This window comes from Nocardia cyriacigeorgica GUH-2 (genome assembly GCF_000284035.1).
GTDB lineage: Bacteria > Actinomycetota > Actinomycetes > Mycobacteriales > Mycobacteriaceae > Nocardia > Nocardia cyriacigeorgica_B.
Genome location: NC_016887.1, coordinates 1,535,262 through 1,553,606, shown reverse-complemented (window position 1 = coordinate 1,553,606; position 18,345 = coordinate 1,535,262). Strand labels below are relative to the sequence as shown.

Here is an 18,345-nt window from a genome sequence, read left to right as displayed (position 1 = left end):
CCGCGGGCACCCATCACGCTGATCTCTCAATGGTTCTTCGCCGCTCGGCTTACTTCTCGGCGTCGGCCGGAGCTTCGGCGGTCTCGGTGGCGGCTTCGGTGTTCTCCTCGGCCGAATCCTCCGGGCTGCCGAACATTTCGGCGGTGTCGACGGTGTTGCCGTCGGAGTCGGTGACGGTGGCCTTGCCGACCACACCGGCCAGCGCTTTGCCGCGGCGGACGTCGGCGAACACCGCGCCGAGCTGACCGGCCTGCTGCACCTGCTGGATGAACTGCTCGGGCGACATGCCGTAGCGCTGGGCCTGGAACAGGATGCGCTCGGTGAGCTCCTCCTGGCCGACCTGGGTGCCTTCGGCCTCGGCGATGGCGTCGAGCAGCAGCTGGGTCTTCACCGACTTCTCGGCGGCCTCCTTGGTGTCCTTGTCGAACTCCTCGCGGCTGGAACCCTGCGCCTCGAGCGCCTCGGCGAACTTGGCCTCGTCGTGGTCGAAGCCGTGCACGGCGTCGTGCTCGACGGCGTCGATCTCGGCCTTGACCACGGCCTCGGGCAGCGGCACCTCGACCTTGTCGAGCAGCTGCTCGAGCACCTTGTCGCGGATGTCGCCGGCCTGCTGGACCTTCTTGACCCGCTCGACCCGGCCGCGCAGATCGGCCTTGAGCTCCTCGAGGGTGTCGAATTCGCTGGCCAGCTGGGCGAACTCGTCGTCGGCCTCGGGCAGCTCGCGCTCCTTGACCGAACCGACGGTGACGGTGATGACGGCTTCCTTGCCCGCGTGCTCGCCCGCCACCAGGGTGGAGGTGAACTCCTTGGACTCACCGGCCGACAGGCCGATCACGGCCTCGTCCAGGCCCTCGATGAGCTGACCGGAACCGACCTCGTGCGACAGGCCGGTGGTGGAGGCCTCGGGCACGTCCTGGCCGTCGACGGTGGCCGACAGGTCGATGGAGACGAAGTCGCCCTCCTGCACCGGGCGCTCCACGCCGGTGAGGGTGCCGAAGCGCTGACGCAGCGACTGCAGCTGCTCGTCGATGTCGGAGTCGTCGACGGTGATGGCGTCGACGGTGACCTCGATGGTGCTGTAGTCGGGCAGGGTGATCTCCGGGCGGACGTCGACCTCGGCGGTGAACGCCAGCTCCTGGCCGTCTTCGATCTTGGTGATCTCGATCTCGGGCTGGCCGATGACCTTCACCTCGGAGGTGGTCACGGCCTCGCTGTAGCGGGCCGGGAGCACGTCGTTGACGACCTGCTCCAGGATCGCGCCGCGGCCGAGGCGGGCCTCGAGCAGCTTGGCCGGTGCCTTGCCCGGGCGGAAGCCGGGGATACGGACCTGCTTGGCCAGGGCCTTGTAGGCCTTGTCGAAGTCCGGCTTCAGCTCCTCGAAGGGCACCTCGACATTGATCCGGACCCGTGTCGGGCTCAGCTGCTCGACGGTGCTCTTCACGGACATGCTCCTTGTTCGTAGTTCATCGGTCGTTGACGTCGGTGTGTCCCCCCGATCGCATCCAGGCAAGGTTAGTCGACCGGTGCGCACGCCCTGCAATCCGGGCGGGCAGTGCGCTCCGGCCGACCGGCCGCGCCGGTGCCGATCAGTCCGGGACGTCGACCGCGTCGGTGACGAAGACGAGGGTCTCGTTCGGCTTGATGCCGTTGCCGCCCGCGCCGTAGCCGAGGTCGGGCGGGATGATCAGCAGCCGGCGGGTGCCTTCCTGGACGCCCTCGAGGCCCTGGTCCCAGCCCGGGATGACCATGCCGGCGCCGAGAGTGAGCTCGAACGGTTCGCCGCGGTCGAAGGAGCTGTCCAGCTTCTGCTTGTCCGACCAGGTCACCAGTGTGTAGTTCATCTTCAGTTCCTGGCCGGGCTGCGCGCCCGGGCCGGAGCCGGTGACGAGGTCCTTGACGATGAGCTGCTTCGGCGGATCGCAGTCGTCGGGGATGGTGATGGTCGGGGCCTCACCGAAGCCGCCGGTGACGCCGATGTCCTCGGCGGTGCATTCGCGCCCGGTGGACGGCTTCGGGGTGGGGGCGCCGGTGGCGGCGCGCGCGCTCGTGGCGGCGGTGCTGGTGGCCGCGGCGTCGGTGTCGGAGCTGTCGTCGGAGCCGCAGGCCGACAGCGCGAAGGCGGCCGCGGCGAGGGTGGCGATACCGATGGTCCTGGCGGAGGTAGGCATGCCGCGCACCCTAATCGACGCGGCCGGGCCGGCGCGGAGTCAGCCCGCGGCACCGGACGAGTCCTGGGCCTACCCGGGATCCGGCCGGTAGCCTGACGGGGAATCTCCATCCGGTGCACGGCACGAACGTGAGGAGAATCGCCCATGGCACAGCCTGGTTCTCGAGACAATCCCGCCGCCGACGCCACCGCGGCCGACAATATCGGCACCGGCAGCGGCACTTCGGTCGCGCCGCGTCCGTATCACCTCGCCGAAGCCCCTGGCCCGCTCGACGCCGACGAACTCGCGGCCGTGGACGCCTGGTGGCGGGCGGCGAACTATCTGTCGGTCGGGCAGATCTATCTGATGGCCAATCCGTTGCTGCGCGAACCGCTGCGGCCCGAGCACATCAAACCGCGCCTGCTCGGCCATTTCGGCACCGTGCCCGGGCTGAATCTGGTGTGGGTCCATGCCAATCGGGCGATTCTGGCCCGCGATCTGGACGCGGTGTTCGTCGCCGGCCCCGGTCACGGTGGTCCCGGCCCGAATGCGTGCGCGTGGCTGGAGGGCACCTATTCCGAGTTGTACAGCCATGTGCCACGCGATATCGACGGCATGCGCGCGCTGTTCGCGCAGTTCTCCTTCCCCGGCGGGGTGCCGAGCCATTGCGCGCCGGAAACGCCTGGCTCATTCCACGAGGGCGGTGAACTCGGCTATTCACTACTGCACGCCTTCGGCGCCGCGCTCGATCATCCGGATCTCACCGTGTTCTGCGTGGTGGGCGACGGGGAAGCCGAGACCGGACCGCTCGCGGGTAGCTGGCATGCCAATAAATTCCTCAACCCGGCGCGCGACGGTGCGGTGCTGCCGATCCTGGCGCTCAATGAATACAAGATCGCCAATCCGACGATCCTGGCCCGCATCCCCGAACCCGAATTGATCTCGCTGCTGCGCGGTTACGGCTACGAACCGCTGATGGTCGCCGGACACGATCCGGCTGTGGTGCACCAGGCGATGGCCGCGGCGATGGATGCCGCGCTGGAGCGGATCGCGCAGATCCAGCGCGCCGCCCGCGGCGGTGGCGACGGGACCCGTCCGCATTGGCCGATGATCGTGCTGCGCACGCCGAAGGGCTGGACCTGTCCCCCGCAGGTGGACGGCGAGCGGGTCGAGGGCACCTTCCGCGCCCATCAGGTCCCGCTGCCGGCCGCCCGCACCGACGACGACCACCGCGCCGTGCTCGAGCAGTGGTTGCGGTCGTATCGGCCGGCGGAGTTGTTCGACGGGTCCGGCGCACCGGTCTCGGAGCTGATGGATCTCGTCCCCGCCGGTGACCGGCGGATGAGCGCGAACCCGGTGAGCAACGGCGGCGCGCAGGTGCGCGATCTGCGGTTGCCGGATTGGCGCGAGTTCGGCGTCGAGGTGCCCGCACCGGGCGCCACCCAGCACGAAGCCACCCGGGTGCTCGGCGGCTGGCTGCGTGAGGTGACCGCGCGCAATACCGACAACTTCCTGACCTTCGCGCCGGATGAGCTGGCCAGCAATCGGTTACAGGACATCCTCGAGGTCACCGGCCGGAACTGGCAGGCCGAGATCGACGAATTCGACGTCGGGCTCGACCGGCGCGGCCGGGTGATCGAGGTGCTGTCCGAGCACATGTGCCAGGGCCTGCTCGAGGGCTATCTGCTTACCGGCAGGCATGGGGTGTTCACCTGTTACGAGGCCTTCGTACACATCGTCGACGCCATGTTCAATCAGCACGCGAAATGGCTGGACGCGAGCGCGGCGGTGTCCTGGCGGCGACCGATTCCGAGCCTGAACTATCTGCTGTCCTCGCATGTCTGGCGGCAGGATCACAACGGATTCACCCACCAGGACCCGGGATTCCTCGATGTTGTGCTGAACAAGAAGCCCGAGATCGTGCGGGTCTATCTGCCGCCGGATGCCAATACCCTGCTGTCGACGTTCGACCATTGCCTGCGCTCGCGGCATTACGTGAACGTGGTGGTGGCGGGTAAACAGCCGCAGGCCGATTGGCTGTCGGTCGAGGCGGCGGCGCTGCACTGCGCGCGCGGGATCGGCATCTGGGAGTGGGCGGGCAATAACGACGATGTCGGCGCAGGCCCCGATGTGGTGCTGGCCTGCGCGGGCGACGTGCCGACGCTGGAAACCCTGGCGGCCGCGGCCATCCTGCGCGAGCAGCTGCCGTGGCTGCGGGTGCGGGTGATCAATGTGGTTGACCTGATGCGGCTGCTGCCGAGTACCGAACATCCGCACGGGCTGCCCGATTCCGAATTCGACACCCTGTTCACCCGCGACCGGCCGGTGATCTTCGCCTTCCACGGCTACCCGTGGCTGATCCACCGGCTCACCTACCGGCGCACCAACCACGCGGGTCTGCATGTGCGCGGATACAAGGAACGAGGCACCACCACCACGCCGTTCGACATGGTGATGCTCAACGATATGGACCGCTATCACCTGGTCACCGATGTGATCGACCGGGTGCCCGGGCTGCGCGAGAAGGCGGGCGGGCTGCGTCAGCAGATGCAGGACGCGCGGCTGCGGGCCCGGGCCTGGACCCGCGAGCACGGCGAGGACATCCCCGAGGTGGCGCAGTGGTCCTGGCCGGGCCGCTGAGATCATTGCCCAACGTAATGAAACGGGTTACATTCGGTAGTACGACCGCTTGCAACTGCTAGCAAGCAGCAAGCGGCCGGGCGTCACGCAGACAAAGGAGTCTGACCATGCCGGCTACCGGTACCGAAGGCGTGTGGGCCGAGGACCTCGTCCCGCCCGCCGCCCCCATGCTGATCGACGATCGCTTCGTGCCGGTGGCCACGAAGTTCTTCGCGATGATGCGTCGCCGCCGACACGGTGGCGCGGCGCTGGCGGTCTACCTGGACGGTGAGCCGGTGCTCGACATCTGGGGCGGCTGGGCCGCGGCCGGCCGGCGCTGGCGCGGCGACACCATGGCCCTGGCCTACTCCACCGGCAAGGGCGTGGCCGCGACCGTCGCGCATCGCCTCATCGAACGCGGCGTCCTCGCGCTGGACGAACCCGTCGCGACCTACTGGCCGGAGTTCGCCGCGAACGGCAAGGACGCGATCACCGTCCGCGAGGTGCTCAACCACCGGGCCGGCCTGCAACGCACTCGCGGACTGATCGACGATCCGGACGGCATGCTCGACCACGACACCCTCGCCGCCGCACTCGCCGCCTCCGCACCCGATCCGCTGCGGCTGCGCGCCTCCGGCTACCACGGGCTGACCTTCGGCACGCTGGTGGCCGAGATCGCCCAGCGTGCGACCGGCCGCCCGTTCCCCGAACTGGTGCGCACGGAATTGGCCGAACCACTGGGTCAGGCCGACCTCTGGTTCGGCGTCCCCGAACACCATCGGTCCCGGATCGCGCCACTGTCACCGCGACTGCACGTGGGCCGGGTCCCGCTCGACCGGCTGACCGGACTGACCGGATCGGTGCGCCCGCTGACCTCGTTGCGCGAGGTGATCTACGACGGCTGGGCCGAGATGAGCCAGACCGAGCGCCCCTACACCGCGATGATGCCGGGCTGGAACGGCGTGTTCACCGCCCGCGCGCTGGCCGCCATGTACGGCGCCATCGCCAACGACGGGCGCATCGGCTCGCGGCGGCTGTTGAAGCCGGAAACCACGCGGATGATCGCCCGGATGCCGGCCAACAGCCGTTTCGACTACGTGCTCGGCGCCCCGCCGCACCATGCGCTGGGCTATCACCGCGGCATCGTCGGCGCCACGCTGACCAGGCACGCACTCGGCCACTACGGCATCGGCGGGTCCGGCGCGATGGCCATGCCCGGTCTCGGACTGTCGATCGCCTTCGTCACCAACCAGTTGGGCAATCACGCCATGTCGCTGGGCGATGCGCGGCTGCCGATGCTCGCGGCGGCCGCGGTGCGGTCCGCGCGTGCGGCGCGGGGCGCCGGCCCGGCCGAACTGGCTGCCGCGGCAAGCTGAATCAGCCGCCCCCGCCGCGACCGAAGCCGAGAACAGCCGTCAGCGTGCGCCCTCGAGTTCGCGCAAGTCGCCGAGCCACGTGATGCGGCTCGGTTGCCCGGACACCGGGAAGGCTGCCGGATCAACCGTGCCGGGCTCAGGGACCACGTCGAGATGCGCCGTCGAACAAATACCTCGGCGGCACAGTCGTCGTGACCGACGTACCGCCTCACGTGGGTAACGCGTGAAAAGCTCCCCGGGCTCGACCCCGTAACCCCTGCGCCCGCACTCCTCGGCAGCTCTGCTGCTGCGAGTCGGGGAGCGCGTCGATGTAGTCATCCACGCGCGGATCCCCTCGGTAGTCGCCCATCCATCGCGTCACGCGCGGCACAGCGCGATCAAGCCTTCCCAGCTCCGGGAATAACGGCTCAGCAACCATCGTCACATCGTGTATCGTACCGCTATATAACGACACATTGATTGGGTCAGGCGGCAGCCGCGGCCCGACTGCCGACCCGATGCGGGGCCCTGGCACAACGAACGGAGCAGACCATGAGCAGCACTGTCCGACGCGGCACGGTCCGCAAGATGCTCGCCACCACCGCCCTCGCCGGCGCGCTGGCCCTCGTGCCGGCAGCCGTCGCGCCGCAGTTCGCGGCCGCGATGCCCGCGGGTGCCGACAGCAAGGCCTCCAGCCAGCGCGGCGACGGCCACAGCAGCCGTGGCAGCGATGGGCACGGTCACGGCCGGGGTTACGGCCAGAGCCGCGGGTACGGGCAGGGACGCGGGTACGGCTCGCACAACCACGGCGGCCTGCGCAACTCCTCGAGCAAGACCGAGTCCGACAACAAGCCCGGTTACAGCAGCCGTTGCCACGGTGAGTGCGGCCCGGACTAAACCCTGACGATCGACTCAGCGCCCGCGGGTACGCCGCGGGCGCTGCGGTCGTTGTTCGGCCGCCGCGCGCACCCGTTCGGCGAATTCGGGCGGGATATGGGCGGCGATCCCGGTGCGGGAGGAGATCATCAGCTTCTGCCGGATGCCGGCTACCTGGGCGTCGACGGTGCGGATCGAGCTGTGCCGCCGGGACGCGATGGCGCTGTTGGGCCAGCCGGCCGCGGCGAGGATCGCGACATCGCGTTCGGCCCGTGACAGCGTGTCCCACAGCTGCGACCGGGCGGCGGGTTTCTCCCCCGGCCCGTCCTCGGGCCACGGCCCGTCGCCGAATGCGGCCGCCGACACCTCCATGGCCAGCCGCAATTCGGCGGCGACCAGCGGCAGCGCGGCCACCGCGACGCCCATCGTGCGGTCGAACTCGTCGAAACTTCCCACCAGGCGGGCGATCTCGGTGGCCATCGCGACGGCCGCGCGTCGATCCCGCTCAGCGCATAACAACTGGGTCTTGCCGATGATGCGCGCGACTACCGCCCAGATCGCGGTCCAGCTGTCGCCGGCGGATCGCTGGTCGGCGGGCACGGAGTCGATCAACTCGAGCGCCCGGCGCGCGTCACCGTGCTTGGCCAGCGCGACCGACCGGGTGATCTGCGCCCAGGCCTTGGCCAGTTTCGATCCCGAGCTCATCGAGCGTTCGAGATAGTGCGCGGAGCTGTCCAGGGCGTCCGCGCGGGGACCCAAGGCCGCACGCGACAGGGCCAGGAACATATCGCTGCCCTCTTCGCCGGCGTGATCGCCCGCAGCGGCGTATTTGCGGCGGGCCCGGTCAAGCACATCGATGGCGCGCGGATCGCGGCGCACCAGCATCAGTTCCAGCCCGCAGGTCCATTCGACCGGAGCGGGCAGCCCGGTATCGGTGTCGATGGTCTCCCGCCACGGCACATCGATGTCCGAGCCGGTGCGGCACAGCGTCACGCATTCATCGAGCAGCCGGGCCGCGTACTCGTTGCGGCCCTGCCAGATCGCGTTCCAGGCCAGCATCGCCGAGGCGCGCACGCGGTGCCGGATGCCCTCGGGCGGGGAGTTGCGCGCGGCCTCGAGCGCGCGTTCGGTGAGCCGGGTGACCGCCCATCCGCCACACCGGATGGATGGGATCCAGGTGGCGAGCAATACCGCGGCGGTCTCCAGGGCGACGACGGCGGTCTCCGGGTCGTCGAGCCCGGTGTCGATGGCGAGCAGAATGTTGTCCCACGCCGACCGCACCCACTGCACCCAGGCCTGCTCGCGCGGCCCGAACCAGTCGTCGGCGCCGACCACGACCCGGTCGCGGTAGTAGCAGCGGTGCCGGTCGGCCATGCGGGTCGCCTCGGCCGGATCGCGACGCTGCAAGCGGTCGCGGGCGAAGACGCGCACGCTTTCCACCAGGTACCACCGCACCGATTCGGCGGTGTGGTGGGTCGACAGCAACGACCGTTCGGCGAGCCGTTCCAGCAGGTACTCGATCGCACCGGGCGAGAGCGTCGCGTCGGCGCAGACCGCGACGGCGTCGGCGAGTTCGATGCCGTTGCGCACCGAGTCGGCGCCGTCGGTCTCGTATCCGGCCGCGAAGACCGACAGCCGTTCCAGCAGCAGCTGTTCCTGCGGCCCGCACAGTTCATAGGACCACGCGATGACGTCGTAGACCCCGCGGTGGCGCTGCTCATTACCCACCCGCACGCCGTGCGACCAGCGCATCCGTTTGTCGTCGACGTCGCCGGTGAGTTCGCGCAGCACCATGGCCGGCGGCTGATGACGCAACCGGGCCGCGGCCAGCCGGACGAACAGCGGACTGTGATCGATGTGGCGGCAGATCTGTTCGGCGATCTCGATCTGCTCCCGATCGTCGGGAATGGGCCGCCCCGTGCGTTCGGCGCGCTGCCGGAACAACGCCAGCGACTGCCCGGGCGACAGCGGCGGCACGGTGAGGATGTATTCGTCGATCCAGCCGATCGGTTCGCGGCTGGTGGCCAGGATGGTCAGCGCGGGCGCGGTGGCCAGCAGTTTCGTGATCACCCGGCCGACGCTGACGAGCACGTGTTCACAGTTGTCCAGCACCAGGATTCGCCGTTCCTCGGGTGCGTCGGTGAAGGTGCTCAGCAGCAGATCCCACTCCGACGGGTCGGCGCCGTCGGTGCGCACCACCGAGCGCACCACGTCCTCGTCGACGAGCCGGTCCTCGCGTTCGACCTCGGCCAGCCGGGCCCAATACACCGCTTGCCGCTGCTCGGGCCGCAGCCGCCGCAGCGCTTCGGCCGCCAGCCGGGTCTTGCCGATACCGCCGGGGCCCACCAGCGTGATCAACCGCGCGTCACCGGCCAGCAGGTCGTCTAGGCGGGCCAACTCGGCCGTGCGGCCGACGAATTCGCTCACTCCGAGAAGCTCATGCGCTGATTCGGAGAGCACGCCGTCGGACACCGGTAACACGACCATATGGACGTAAATTAGCCGATGAACGCGGCGACGGAAGAAAATTTCGCCGCGGCAGCCGCTCGCCGGGCCCGCTCCCCCGCTGATGCCGTTCAGCTCGCCGGACGGCCCGCATGCTGATAATGCATCCCGACGACCGCGCTGTCGAAGGTCATCACATCCACCAATTGCAGGCCCGCGGCTTCCGGGCCGGTGTGGAACAACCGCACGCCGCCGCCGAGCAGCACCGGATGCACGAACAATCGGTACTCGTCGACCAGATCGTGCCGGATGAAGGTGGACGCGGTCTCCGCACCGCCGAACAGCACCATGTCGCAGCCCGGCCGGTCCCGCAGCGCCGAGACCCGTTCGACCAGGTCCTCACCGATCACGCTGGTGTTCCACGGCGCCGAGCGCAGGGTGCGGGAGAAGACGATCTTGGTCTTCTCCTTCCAGCAGCGCGCGAAATCCAGATAGAACGGCGAGATCCCTGGCGCCGCATCGGCCGTCGGCCAGAAGGAGGCCATGATCTCGTAGGTCTTGCGGCCGTAGAGGAACAGATCGGCGCGTCGCAGCTCGTCGAGGGACGATTCGCACAGCTCCTCGTCCACCACCGGCCAATGGACCTCGTCATCCGGCCCTTCGGCAAAGCCGTCGAGCGAAATCTGCATCCACAACGTCACGCTTCCCATTCCAGGCAACCCTCACTGTCCCTAGCCGTGCGACAGTGTGCATTGTTGCCCCGTACCGCGGCCGTGCGCATCGGTAGGAGCGCGAGGATCTACTTAGGTAGAACAGAATCGGTGCCGGGATGCCAGTACTTATCCAGGATTACAGCTGACCGGCACTTCCGCTGGGCAGCGACAGTCCGAACGGCAGCCCATGGTGAGTGCCGGGCGAGGGTGCGGGCGTCAGCGGTGCGGACTGGCCGGTGTGCCCGTCGAACAGATCGGTATCGCAATGGGCCCCACGCTGTCCCGGCGCACATGGCGGATCGAAGTCCTCGAGCGGTTCGGGCGACGGCGTCTGCGGGAAGAACGGGCTGAAGGGGTAACCCGGGTCAGGGAAAGGCCAGCGGTCGCCGTGCCAGCCGCCGTTCGGATCGTGGGGATGGACCGGGTCGGCGGGGACCGGTTGGCCGGGGTCAGAGTCGCTCGGCGGCGCGGGCAGCTGGGGAGTTTCGCCCGTTCCAGGAATGGTGCCGATACCGGAATCGCCGCCGAGGTCCGGGAGCGAGTCGGTGGGCAGGCCCGGAACGGTTGCGCCGCCGCCGAACCCGCCGTCACCCAGGCCGCTGCCCAGCCCACTGTCGCCGCCGCTGGTTCCACTGTCGCCGAGGCCGCCGACCCCGCTGTCGGTGGTACCGCTGTCGGCTCCACCGCCGAATCCCGCGTCCCCTCCGGCGCCGCCGTCACCGAAGCCACCGACTCCCCCGTCACCGATCCCGGTGTCACTGACGAATTCGACGCCCACACTCGGCCCTGCCGTAGCGCCTTCGAGTCCGGAACCTTCAACATGCTCCGCGGCTGCCGCGGGAGCAGCGGCGAGGCTCGCAACCGCCGCGGGACCGAGCGTGAGCGCAGCTGCGATCGCCGCGCCGGCCAGCCATGCCGGCGTCCGGCCGGTTCGTGTGAGCGCTCGCATCGCCATCTCCGTTCCTCGCTGATCGGGATCCGGCCTGAGTAGGCCGCCCCCATCGTTATCGCCGCCCAATGTACCGTTAGTTAGCGGCACGTTAGGTTGCGAGGAACCACCATGGGTGGGAAATCAGCAGCTGGGGCGAGGCGTTGTCGGCGGCGAACGCCGACCCTACAGCTCGGCGAGTTCGGAATCCTCGTCGAAGTACTGAGTGACGAAGCGGTTCACCAGTTCTCCGGTCACCTGGCCGGGAACGCTCTTGACCACGCCGAGGCTCTCGGTGAGCCGAGCCCGATCCGCGTCGAACTGCTCGGACTGCTGGTAGGCCTGCCAGGCCGTGCGCTGGAACAGTTCGACATAGCGGCGGGCGATGCGGTCGGTGTCGGTGCGTAGCTTCTTCAGCTCGGTCAGCATGTCGTCGACCGGGATTCCGGCGGCGGCCATCTGATCGAGGACGCGGATGAGCGTGTGATCGGCCGGGCGATAGGTGGTGGCATCGACGGGTTCGTAGAGGCCCGCCGCCACGACGCGAGCCAGGCCGTTGGGGACCTCGCGGTAGCGTCGCTCGAGTTCGGTGGCCGGAATGGTCTCCTCGGCGGGCCCGCTCGCGAGCTCGTCCGAATCCTCACTCACCCCGAGGACGTCGCCGAGATCGTCTCCGCGATCCCAGGCCGCCAGCAACTCCTTGATGCCGTTGAGTTTGATGCCACGATCGAGCAGCCGGCTGATGGTGCGGACCCGGTTCAGGTGCTCGGCGCCGTAGAACCCGGTGCGGCCCTTGACCCGAGGCGGCGGCAGCACCCCGCGCTCGTGGTAGACCCGCAGGCTGCGCACCGTGGTGCCGGCCTCGCGAGCAAGCTCGTCGATCGTGTACTCCACACGCCCAGCCATACATCAAGGAAACCACATCCGGGCGTGTCGGAGTGGGCGTGGACGGGCGCGGCGCGTCCGCTCAGGAGCCCTGGCGACCCCAGGGCCTGCGGCGGGCCGCGGCGCGGCGCTCGTCTTCGGACATGCCGCCCCAGATGCCGTACGGTTCGCTCACCGCCAGTGCGTAGTTGCGGCACTGGGCCAGGACCGGGCAGCTGTCGCAGATCTGTTTGGCCCGCCGTACCCGGGCGGCGCGGGCCCGGCCGCGTTCGCCGTCCGGGTGGAAGAACACCGCCGATTCCACCCCGCGGCAGGATCCGCGCAATTGCCAATCCCAGGCGTAAGCAGCCGGGATGGTGCGCTCGATCACGGTGGACATACCTGGACTCCTCATGGTGCGAGTTCGTGCCGGTGCCAGCCTAAATTCTCCCCAGATGTGGGAACCGTCACTCGTCAGCGCACCGGCGCCCTTCCCGCCCATGGCAATTGGGCCGCCGCCGGGTGTGCTGACGCGCGCCTATTCTGCGCACATGACCGATTCGCCGGGGCTACGGATCAGTGTCGCCGAGCGCGAACGCGCCCTGCGCGAGCTCACCCATCATCTCGGTACCGGGCGGCTGAGCCTGGACGAATTCGAGACCCGCAGCGCCGTCGTGGCCGCGGCCGAACGGCCCGAACAGCTGGCCGAGCTGTTCATCGATCTGCCGGGCGCCGTGCCGGATTCCGTTCCGCTGGGACCACCGGCCAGCCCACTGCCGGCTGTCGGCGCGGGCTTGGTCGTCGTATTCGGTGTGGTCCTGGCGCTGGTCGTCGGCAGCTGGTGGTGGTTGCTGCTGCCGGTGGCGGCGGGCGTAGCAGCACCGGTGATTCTTCGACGGGTGTCCGCCACACGCGGAACGGGCCGCTGAGACGGTAGTTCACCAGCACGCTGAATCCGCAGATCACCAGCGCGCTGACTCCACGGTTCACCAGCGGCTGTGTGGCCGCACGTGATTGGCCAGGTCGACCAGCCGGTACCGGTGCAGCCGATCGGGCGCGGTGCGGGCCAGCGCGCGCAGGCAGGCTTCGAGTCCGCGCGCCAATCCCGGTTCGGTGAACGGGAATCCCAGCAGGGTGGCGCCCGGCTCCGGCACAGTGTGCCCGGCCCGCAACCATTCCAGCGCCGCACCGACCACGATGACCTGCAATTGCAGGGTGCGCGGCTCCTCGGGCAGGGCTTCCAGTCGCTCGGCGGCTTCGCGCAGGTCCTCGGCGATGATCTCGCCCACCGGTCGCGACACCAGCAGCAGGCAGCCGGTCATCCGGGCGACGGCGTGGTGGCGCGAGGCCGCGGGCACCTGGTCGAGCACACCGACGGCCTCGAGCAGTTCCCCGTCGGCGGCCAGCCGGCGCGCCAGCCCGAACGCCGCGCTGACCACACCGTGGTTGGTGCGCCACACCATCCGGTGGTACTCCATGGCCGCACTGTGCCAGCGATCGGACTCCTCGGGCGTCTCGAGGTGCTGTAAGACCAGTTCGGCGGTGGCGGCCAGCGCCAGCGCGGGCGCGATCTCACCGGGCAGGACGGTATGCACCTCGTCGAAGCAGGCGGAGGCGGATTCGTACTGGCCGTCGAGCAGGTCGGCGATCCCGGAGTACCACTGGAGGCGCCAATCCCCGCCGTAGCGGGGGCGCAACCGGTCGAGCAGAGCGCGGGCGGTGGCCACCTCCCCCAGATCCAGGTGGGCGCGCACCGCGGTCAACGGGCCCTCCAGGTCGAATGACTCGGGGGCCTTGATCGTTCCGGCGCCGATGCGTTCGGTGGTGCGTTCGAGCACGTCGAGGATGTGGCGCGGGTCGCCGTGCAGCAGCGTGGCCAGCAGTTCGGCGCTGGGGTCCTCGCTGTCGATGAGCGGGATCGGCAGCGCCGCGACGACGCTGTCGGCCTCCACCGAGAGCATCCGGTGCATGCCGTCGACCATGCCGTCGGTCTGGCCGATGAGCGTGTCGATGCCGAAGTCGCCGCGCATGGAGCCGAATTCGGTCGACGCCTGCGGATGTTCGAGGCCGGTGTCGGCGGCCAGCACCATCCGCAGCACGCCGGCGAGCTGGCAGTACATGGTGTAGGCGGACGGGAACCGGCGCAGCGGGTCGGGATCGGTCGCACGCAGCAGGAGCCGGTACAGGAACGGGTAGCGGCGCAGGATCGGCTGACGCTCGGGTGAGGGCATGCCCGGCAGATAGTGGCCTTCGGAATCGGTGGGCAGATCGAACAGCAGGGCCGCGAGAGTCCGGCCGACCGCGTAGATATCGGATTCGACGGTCGGCCCGGTCTGCAAGATCTCCGGCGCCTGATATCCCGGGGTGCCGTAGATGCTGCCGTAGGACTCCATGGCGGCGACCGCGCCGAGGTCGATGAGCTTGACCTCGTCGTCGCCGACCATGATGTTGTCGGGTTTGAGGTCGTTGTAGGCCAGGCCGATGGAATGCAGATAGTCCAGCGCGGGCAGCACTTCCATCATGTAGGCAATGGCTTCAGCCACCGGGATGCGATCGGGCGCACCGCGATCGAGCATGGATTTCAGCGAATGCCCGCCCACGTACTCCATCACGATGTAGCCGTCGGCCACCTCGCGCGCGGACTTGTGCTTGACGAAGTTGTAGATCTTCACCACGCCCGGGTAGGCCACCTCGGACAAGAACTGCCGTTCGGCCAGCGCGACGACGTGCGCCTCGAAATCGAGCGGGTTCTGCAGCCCTTTGAGCACCACCCACCGATCGCTGACATTGCGGTCTATGGCCAGGTAGATCCAACCGAGCCCGCCGTGCGCGAGGCAGCCCTGCACCTCGTACTGATCGGCGACGAGTTCGCCGGGTTCGAGCGCGGGCCGGAAATTGAACGGTGACCGGCATCGGCGGCATTCACCGGAGACGGGGCCGGGCCCATCGGTGGTGGAACGCCCGACCGGATCCTGGCAGTTCCAGCAGAAGCGTTTGTGTTCGGGGACTTCCGGGTTCGCCAGCACCGCCGAGAGCGGATCGGTTTCGGTGACCCGGGGCACCACGACGAGTCCAGCGCCGAGGCGGCGCACACTCGGCCGGGACGGGGTGTTGCGGGCCGAACCGGTTTCCAGTTCATCGAGTTCGGCCAGATCGAAATCATCGAGCCCGGCCGGTTCGGTGCTGTCCGCACCGGCGAGCGAGATCGACGGGGGCGGTGAAACCCGCTGGGATAGTTCGGCTTTACTCAGGCGCCGGGTGGACCAGTGCGGTGCGAGGCGATGGGGCACCTCCATGCCGCGCATGCGCCGGTCGGCCCAGGCGGGCAGGCGCTGCTGGTCGGATGTGCTGGGCTGTTCCGGCATATGAACCCCTCGAACCCGTTGAACCGAGGCCTTATTCTGGTGCGCCGCACGACCTCCGCGCGCCGGCGATGTTCCCGGAAATGGGAACACCGCTGCCCCGGATTATGCGTCCGGGGCAGCGGCGATACTCACTGTTCGTCGGGCTTTTCCAGGATGACCACCGCTTCGCGGGCATCCTTGCGGGCCGGACGCTCGGCCAGCACCGGGAACTGACCGGTGTGACCACCCCGGATCTGCGCGAGCTGCAAGACCCGACGGCGCGCCAGGAACCAGCCGCCGACCAGGGCCGGAATCATGATGGCGCCCATGGCGATCACCGCGCCGCGCTGCACCTCGTCGTCGCTGAAGGCCATCAGCGCGACCACGCCGACCAGGAACAGCAGGGTGGCGACGCTGGTGTACGGCGCGCCGATCAGCCGGAACTTGGGCCGCTCGACCCGGCCCTGCTTGGACCAGCGCCACAGCTGCAACTGGCACAGCACGATCGCCGCCCAGGCGAAGATGGTGCCGAGCGCGGACACATTGATCACGATCTCGAACGCCTTCTCCGGCACCATCGCGTTCAGGCCGACACCGAACAGCGCGATCGCACCGGTGGCCAGGATGCCGACGTAGGGCACACCGGACTTCGACATCCGGGCGGCCACGGTCGGCGCGCTGCCGTTCATCGACATCGAGCGCAGGATGCGGCCGGTGGAGTACAGCCCGGCGTTGAGGCTGGAGAACGCGGCGGTCAGCACGACCAGGTTCATCACCGAACCGGCGCCCTCGATACCGAGCTTGGCGAAGAAGGTGACGAACGGGCTCTCACCGGACTTGAAGGCGGTGTAGGGCAGCAGCAGCGCGAGCAGCACCAGCGAACCGACGTAGAACAGCGCGATCCGGGCGATCACCGAGTTGATGGCGCGCGGCATCACCTTTTCCGGGTTCTCCGTCTCACCGGCGGCCGTGCCGACCAGCTCCACCGCGGCGTAGGCGAACACGACACCCGTGGTGACCAGCACCAGCGACAGCAGGCCGGTGGGGAACAGGCCGCCGTTGTCGGCGATCACACTCGGGCCCGTGGTCTGGCCCTCGATATCGAAGCGGCCCGCCAGGAACACCGTGCCGACGATCAGGAAGGTGACCAGCGCGACGACCTTGATCAGCGCCGCCCAGAACTCCAGTTCACCGAACCACTTGACCGACACCATATTGATGGCGACCACCAGCACCAGCGCGATCAGCGCGATCGTCCATTGTGGTACAGCCTCGAACGCTCCCCAGTAATGGACATAGGTGGCGATGGCGGTGATGTCTACGATCCCGGTCATGCACCAGTGGAAGAAGTACATCCACCCGACCGCGAAGGCGAGTTTCTCGCCGTAGAACTCGCGGGCATACGAGACGAACGACCCGGAGGACGGGCGATGCAGGACGAGTTCACCCAGGGCCCGCAGGATGAAGAACACGAACACGCCACAGATGGCGTAGACGATGAACAGGCCCGGTCCGGCGCTGGCCAGCCGGCTTCCGGCACCGAGGAACAGTCCGGTGCCGATGGCGCCACCGATGGCGATCATCTGCAGCTGACGCGGGCGCAGCGACTTGTGGTAGCCGGCGTCTTCGGCGTGCAGCGCGTCGACCGTCGTCGCCGGCGCGCCCGACTCGGGCAGTGCGGCCGGGGCCGGCGCCGAGGTAGGTCGAACAGTGGTCATGGTGATGGCCTTTCCTGTGGCGGCGATCATATCTATGGGTAATGTACCGTCAGGCAGCGGCACGTTCAATAGGTATCTACCCCTCGTAACGTGCTGGAAACCAAGAACTTTCAGAAATTCCCGCGACGGACCGCATACGCGCTGGTCATAGCCGTTTGATCGTGCCGATACCAAGCGGTACGTTATTTGTCGTCACTCGCGGATGGAGCGTCCATGGCTTGGTTCGAACGGGAATTCATCGCGGTCCCGGAGTCCGCGGCGGGTCAGCTCGTCTACAAATGGCCCGATGTCAACATCCGCAGCTACAGCCGCGCCATCGTCAATGCCGATCAGACCGCGCTGTTCGTCAAGGCCGGCCAGGTCGTCGCCACCATGGGGCCGGGACGGCACCGGATCGACGCCGACGAACTGCCGGTACTCGGCGCCCTGGTCGACACCCTCTCCGGCGGGAATTTCTATCGGGCGGAACTGTATTTCGTCTCCACCCGCGAGTTCGCGGGCCTGAAGTTCGGTGGCCGGCTGGCCGATATCGCCGATCCGGCCAGCCAGCAGGTGGTGACGTTGCGGGTCTTCGGGGAATTCGCCCTGGCCGTGCGCGATCCGGGCCAGTTGATCGTCGGTCTCGCGGGCACCGCCGACCTCACCGACCCGGCCGCGCTGAACTCCTGGTGCGCGGACCTGCTGCTGAAATCCATGAAGATCGCGGTGACACAGGGGGTTTCGCGCGGGGACTGGCCGGTGCTCGGCTTGTCCGCGCATCTGCTGCCGATCGAAACCGCGGTGCTGCGGCAAACCAACATCACCCTCTACGAGTACGGCCTGCGCATCGTGCGGATGGGCAACTTCGACATCACCCTCGCGCCGGAGGACGCCGATCGACTCAAGCGACTCGCCAAGGACGTCACCTACATCAAACTGGCCGGCGACTTCCGCCAGTACGCGGCCGGCGAGTTCGCCTTGGGGGCAAGCCAGGGCTTCGCGCACGGCGGCACCGGTTCGGACTCCGGTTTCCTCGGCGCCGCGCTCGGCTTGAACATGATCAACCAGCAGACCGGCCCGCCACCGCAGCCGGTCCCGGCTCCGCAGCCGATGTCACCCGCTCCCCCATCACCGGAAACGGCCGCGCTGCCTGCACCGACCGCTCAGCAGGCCTGCCCGGAATGCGCCACCGACAATCCGGCGAAGGCCCGGTTCTGCATGCACTGCGGACACCGGCTGACAAGCCAACCGCGTCACTGCGGCAGCTGCGGTGCCGAACTCGGCGCTGCGGCCAGGTTCTGCGGTGATTGCGGTTCGCCGACTGGGTCCTGATCAGCGCGGTCCGAGCAGACCTGCG

The 18,345-nt window shown here is 68.7% G+C and carries 14 protein-coding genes; 5 read left to right on the top strand and 9 right to left on the bottom strand.

Going from position 1 to position 18,345, the window contains the following annotated elements; translation table 11 throughout:
- Positions 1-49: 49 nt before the first annotated feature.
- Together tig and NOCYR_RS07005 are read right to left on the bottom strand one after the other, a co-directional pair.
- Positions 50-1,441 carry a trigger factor gene (gene tig / locus NOCYR_RS07010; RefSeq protein ID WP_014349657.1) on the bottom strand — a complete coding sequence of 464 codons (1,392 nt, stop codon included), beginning with the start codon at positions 1,439-1,441 and terminating at the stop codon, positions 50-52.
- A 145-nt stretch (positions 1,442-1,586) separates the two neighbouring features.
- Entirely contained in the window at positions 1,587-2,168 is a 582-nt protein-coding gene (locus NOCYR_RS07005; protein ID WP_014349656.1) for an FKBP-type peptidyl-prolyl cis-trans isomerase, read from the bottom strand.
- Positions 2,169-2,312: 144 nt separating this feature from the next.
- Between NOCYR_RS07005 and NOCYR_RS07000 the strand changes: the two genes are divergently transcribed.
- The 3 genes from NOCYR_RS07000 (at position 2,313) to NOCYR_RS06990 (ending at position 7,018) form a co-directional block, all read left to right on the top strand.
- A complete protein-coding gene (locus tag NOCYR_RS07000; protein WP_014349655.1) occupies positions 2,313-4,787 on the top strand; it encodes a phosphoketolase in 2,475 nt (824 codons plus the stop codon).
- 107 nt (positions 4,788-4,894) lie between these two features.
- Positions 4,895-6,142: a serine hydrolase domain-containing protein gene (locus NOCYR_RS06995; RefSeq protein ID WP_014349654.1), complete on the top strand. Its 1,248-nt coding sequence runs from the start codon at positions 4,895-4,897 to the stop codon at positions 6,140-6,142.
- 531 nt (positions 6,143-6,673) lie between these two features.
- Entirely contained in the window at positions 6,674-7,018 is a 345-nt protein-coding gene (locus NOCYR_RS06990) for a hypothetical protein (RefSeq protein WP_014349653.1), read from the top strand.
- A gap of 15 nt (positions 7,019-7,033) precedes the next feature.
- Here the strand turns inward: NOCYR_RS06990 and NOCYR_RS06985 are convergent, their stop codons facing one another.
- From NOCYR_RS06985 to NOCYR_RS06965, 5 genes are all read right to left on the bottom strand, one after another.
- Entirely contained in the window at positions 7,034-9,424 is a 2,391-nt protein-coding gene (locus NOCYR_RS06985) for an ATP-binding protein (protein ID WP_158430134.1), read from the bottom strand.
- Positions 9,425-9,573: 149 nt separating this feature from the next.
- Positions 9,574-10,152 (bottom strand): dihydrofolate reductase family protein, encoded by a 579-nt coding sequence (locus NOCYR_RS06980; RefSeq protein WP_228780995.1) that lies wholly within the window; start codon positions 10,150-10,152, stop codon positions 9,574-9,576.
- A gap of 139 nt (positions 10,153-10,291) precedes the next feature.
- Positions 10,292-11,104, bottom strand: coding sequence for a hypothetical protein (locus NOCYR_RS06975; protein WP_148280555.1), 813 nt, complete (start codon positions 11,102-11,104; stop codon positions 10,292-10,294).
- A 165-nt stretch (positions 11,105-11,269) separates the two neighbouring features.
- The gene (locus tag NOCYR_RS06970; protein ID WP_048833089.1) at positions 11,270-11,989 is read right to left on the bottom strand and encodes a MerR family transcriptional regulator; all 720 of its coding nucleotides are present in this window, start codon (positions 11,987-11,989) and stop codon (positions 11,270-11,272) included.
- Between the two features lie 61 nt (positions 11,990-12,050).
- A complete protein-coding gene (locus NOCYR_RS06965; RefSeq protein ID WP_014349648.1) occupies positions 12,051-12,347 on the bottom strand; it encodes a WhiB family transcriptional regulator in 297 nt (98 codons plus the stop codon).
- Between the two features lie 151 nt (positions 12,348-12,498).
- On the opposite strand from NOCYR_RS06965, the gene NOCYR_RS06960 reads away from it, so the two are divergent.
- Complete coding sequence (locus NOCYR_RS06960) at positions 12,499-12,876, top strand: DUF1707 SHOCT-like domain-containing protein (RefSeq protein WP_014349647.1); 378 nt, start codon at positions 12,499-12,501, stop codon at positions 12,874-12,876.
- A 57-nt stretch (positions 12,877-12,933) separates the two neighbouring features.
- Here NOCYR_RS06960 and NOCYR_RS06955 read toward each other — a convergent pair whose 3' ends face one another.
- Entirely contained in the window at positions 12,934-15,312 is a 2,379-nt protein-coding gene (locus tag NOCYR_RS06955) for a serine/threonine-protein kinase (RefSeq protein ID WP_014349646.1), read from the bottom strand.
- 128 nt (positions 15,313-15,440) lie between these two features.
- Positions 15,441-17,015: an amino acid permease gene (locus tag NOCYR_RS06950; protein ID WP_370012284.1), complete on the bottom strand. Its 1,575-nt coding sequence runs from the start codon at positions 17,013-17,015 to the stop codon at positions 15,441-15,443.
- Between the two features lie 207 nt (positions 17,016-17,222).
- On the opposite strand from NOCYR_RS06950, the gene NOCYR_RS06945 reads away from it, so the two are divergent.
- Positions 17,223-18,320: an SPFH domain-containing protein gene (locus tag NOCYR_RS06945; RefSeq protein WP_014349644.1), complete on the top strand. Its 1,098-nt coding sequence runs from the start codon at positions 17,223-17,225 to the stop codon at positions 18,318-18,320.
- Positions 18,321-18,345: the final 25 nt, after the last annotated feature.

Excerpts from the sequence above, each read along its gene's own strand:
- NOCYR_RS07005 (WP_014349656.1), bottom strand. The coding sequence starts at position 2,168 with ATGCCTACCTCCGCCAGGACCATCGGTATCGCCACCCTCGCCGCGGCC.
- NOCYR_RS07000 (WP_014349655.1), top strand. The coding sequence starts at position 2,313 with ATGGCACAGCCTGGTTCTCGAGACAATCCCGCCGCCGACGCCACCGCG.
- NOCYR_RS06995 (WP_014349654.1), top strand. The coding sequence starts at position 4,895 with ATGCCGGCTACCGGTACCGAAGGCGTGTGGGCCGAGGACCTCGTCCCG.
- NOCYR_RS06990 (WP_014349653.1), top strand. The coding sequence starts at position 6,674 with ATGAGCAGCACTGTCCGACGCGGCACGGTCCGCAAGATGCTCGCCACC.
- NOCYR_RS06980 (WP_228780995.1), bottom strand. The coding sequence starts at position 10,152 with ATGGGAAGCGTGACGTTGTGGATGCAGATTTCGCTCGACGGCTTTGCC.
- NOCYR_RS06975 (WP_148280555.1), bottom strand. The coding sequence starts at position 11,104 with ATGCGAGCGCTCACACGAACCGGCCGGACGCCGGCATGGCTGGCCGGC.
- NOCYR_RS06970 (WP_048833089.1), bottom strand. The coding sequence starts at position 11,989 with ATGGCTGGGCGTGTGGAGTACACGATCGACGAGCTTGCTCGCGAGGCC.
- NOCYR_RS06965 (WP_014349648.1), bottom strand. The coding sequence starts at position 12,347 with ATGTCCACCGTGATCGAGCGCACCATCCCGGCTGCTTACGCCTGGGAT.
- NOCYR_RS06960 (WP_014349647.1), top strand. The coding sequence starts at position 12,499 with ATGACCGATTCGCCGGGGCTACGGATCAGTGTCGCCGAGCGCGAACGC.
- NOCYR_RS06955 (WP_014349646.1), bottom strand. The coding sequence starts at position 15,312 with ATGCCGGAACAGCCCAGCACATCCGACCAGCAGCGCCTGCCCGCCTGG.
- NOCYR_RS06945 (WP_014349644.1), top strand. The coding sequence starts at position 17,223 with ATGGCTTGGTTCGAACGGGAATTCATCGCGGTCCCGGAGTCCGCGGCG.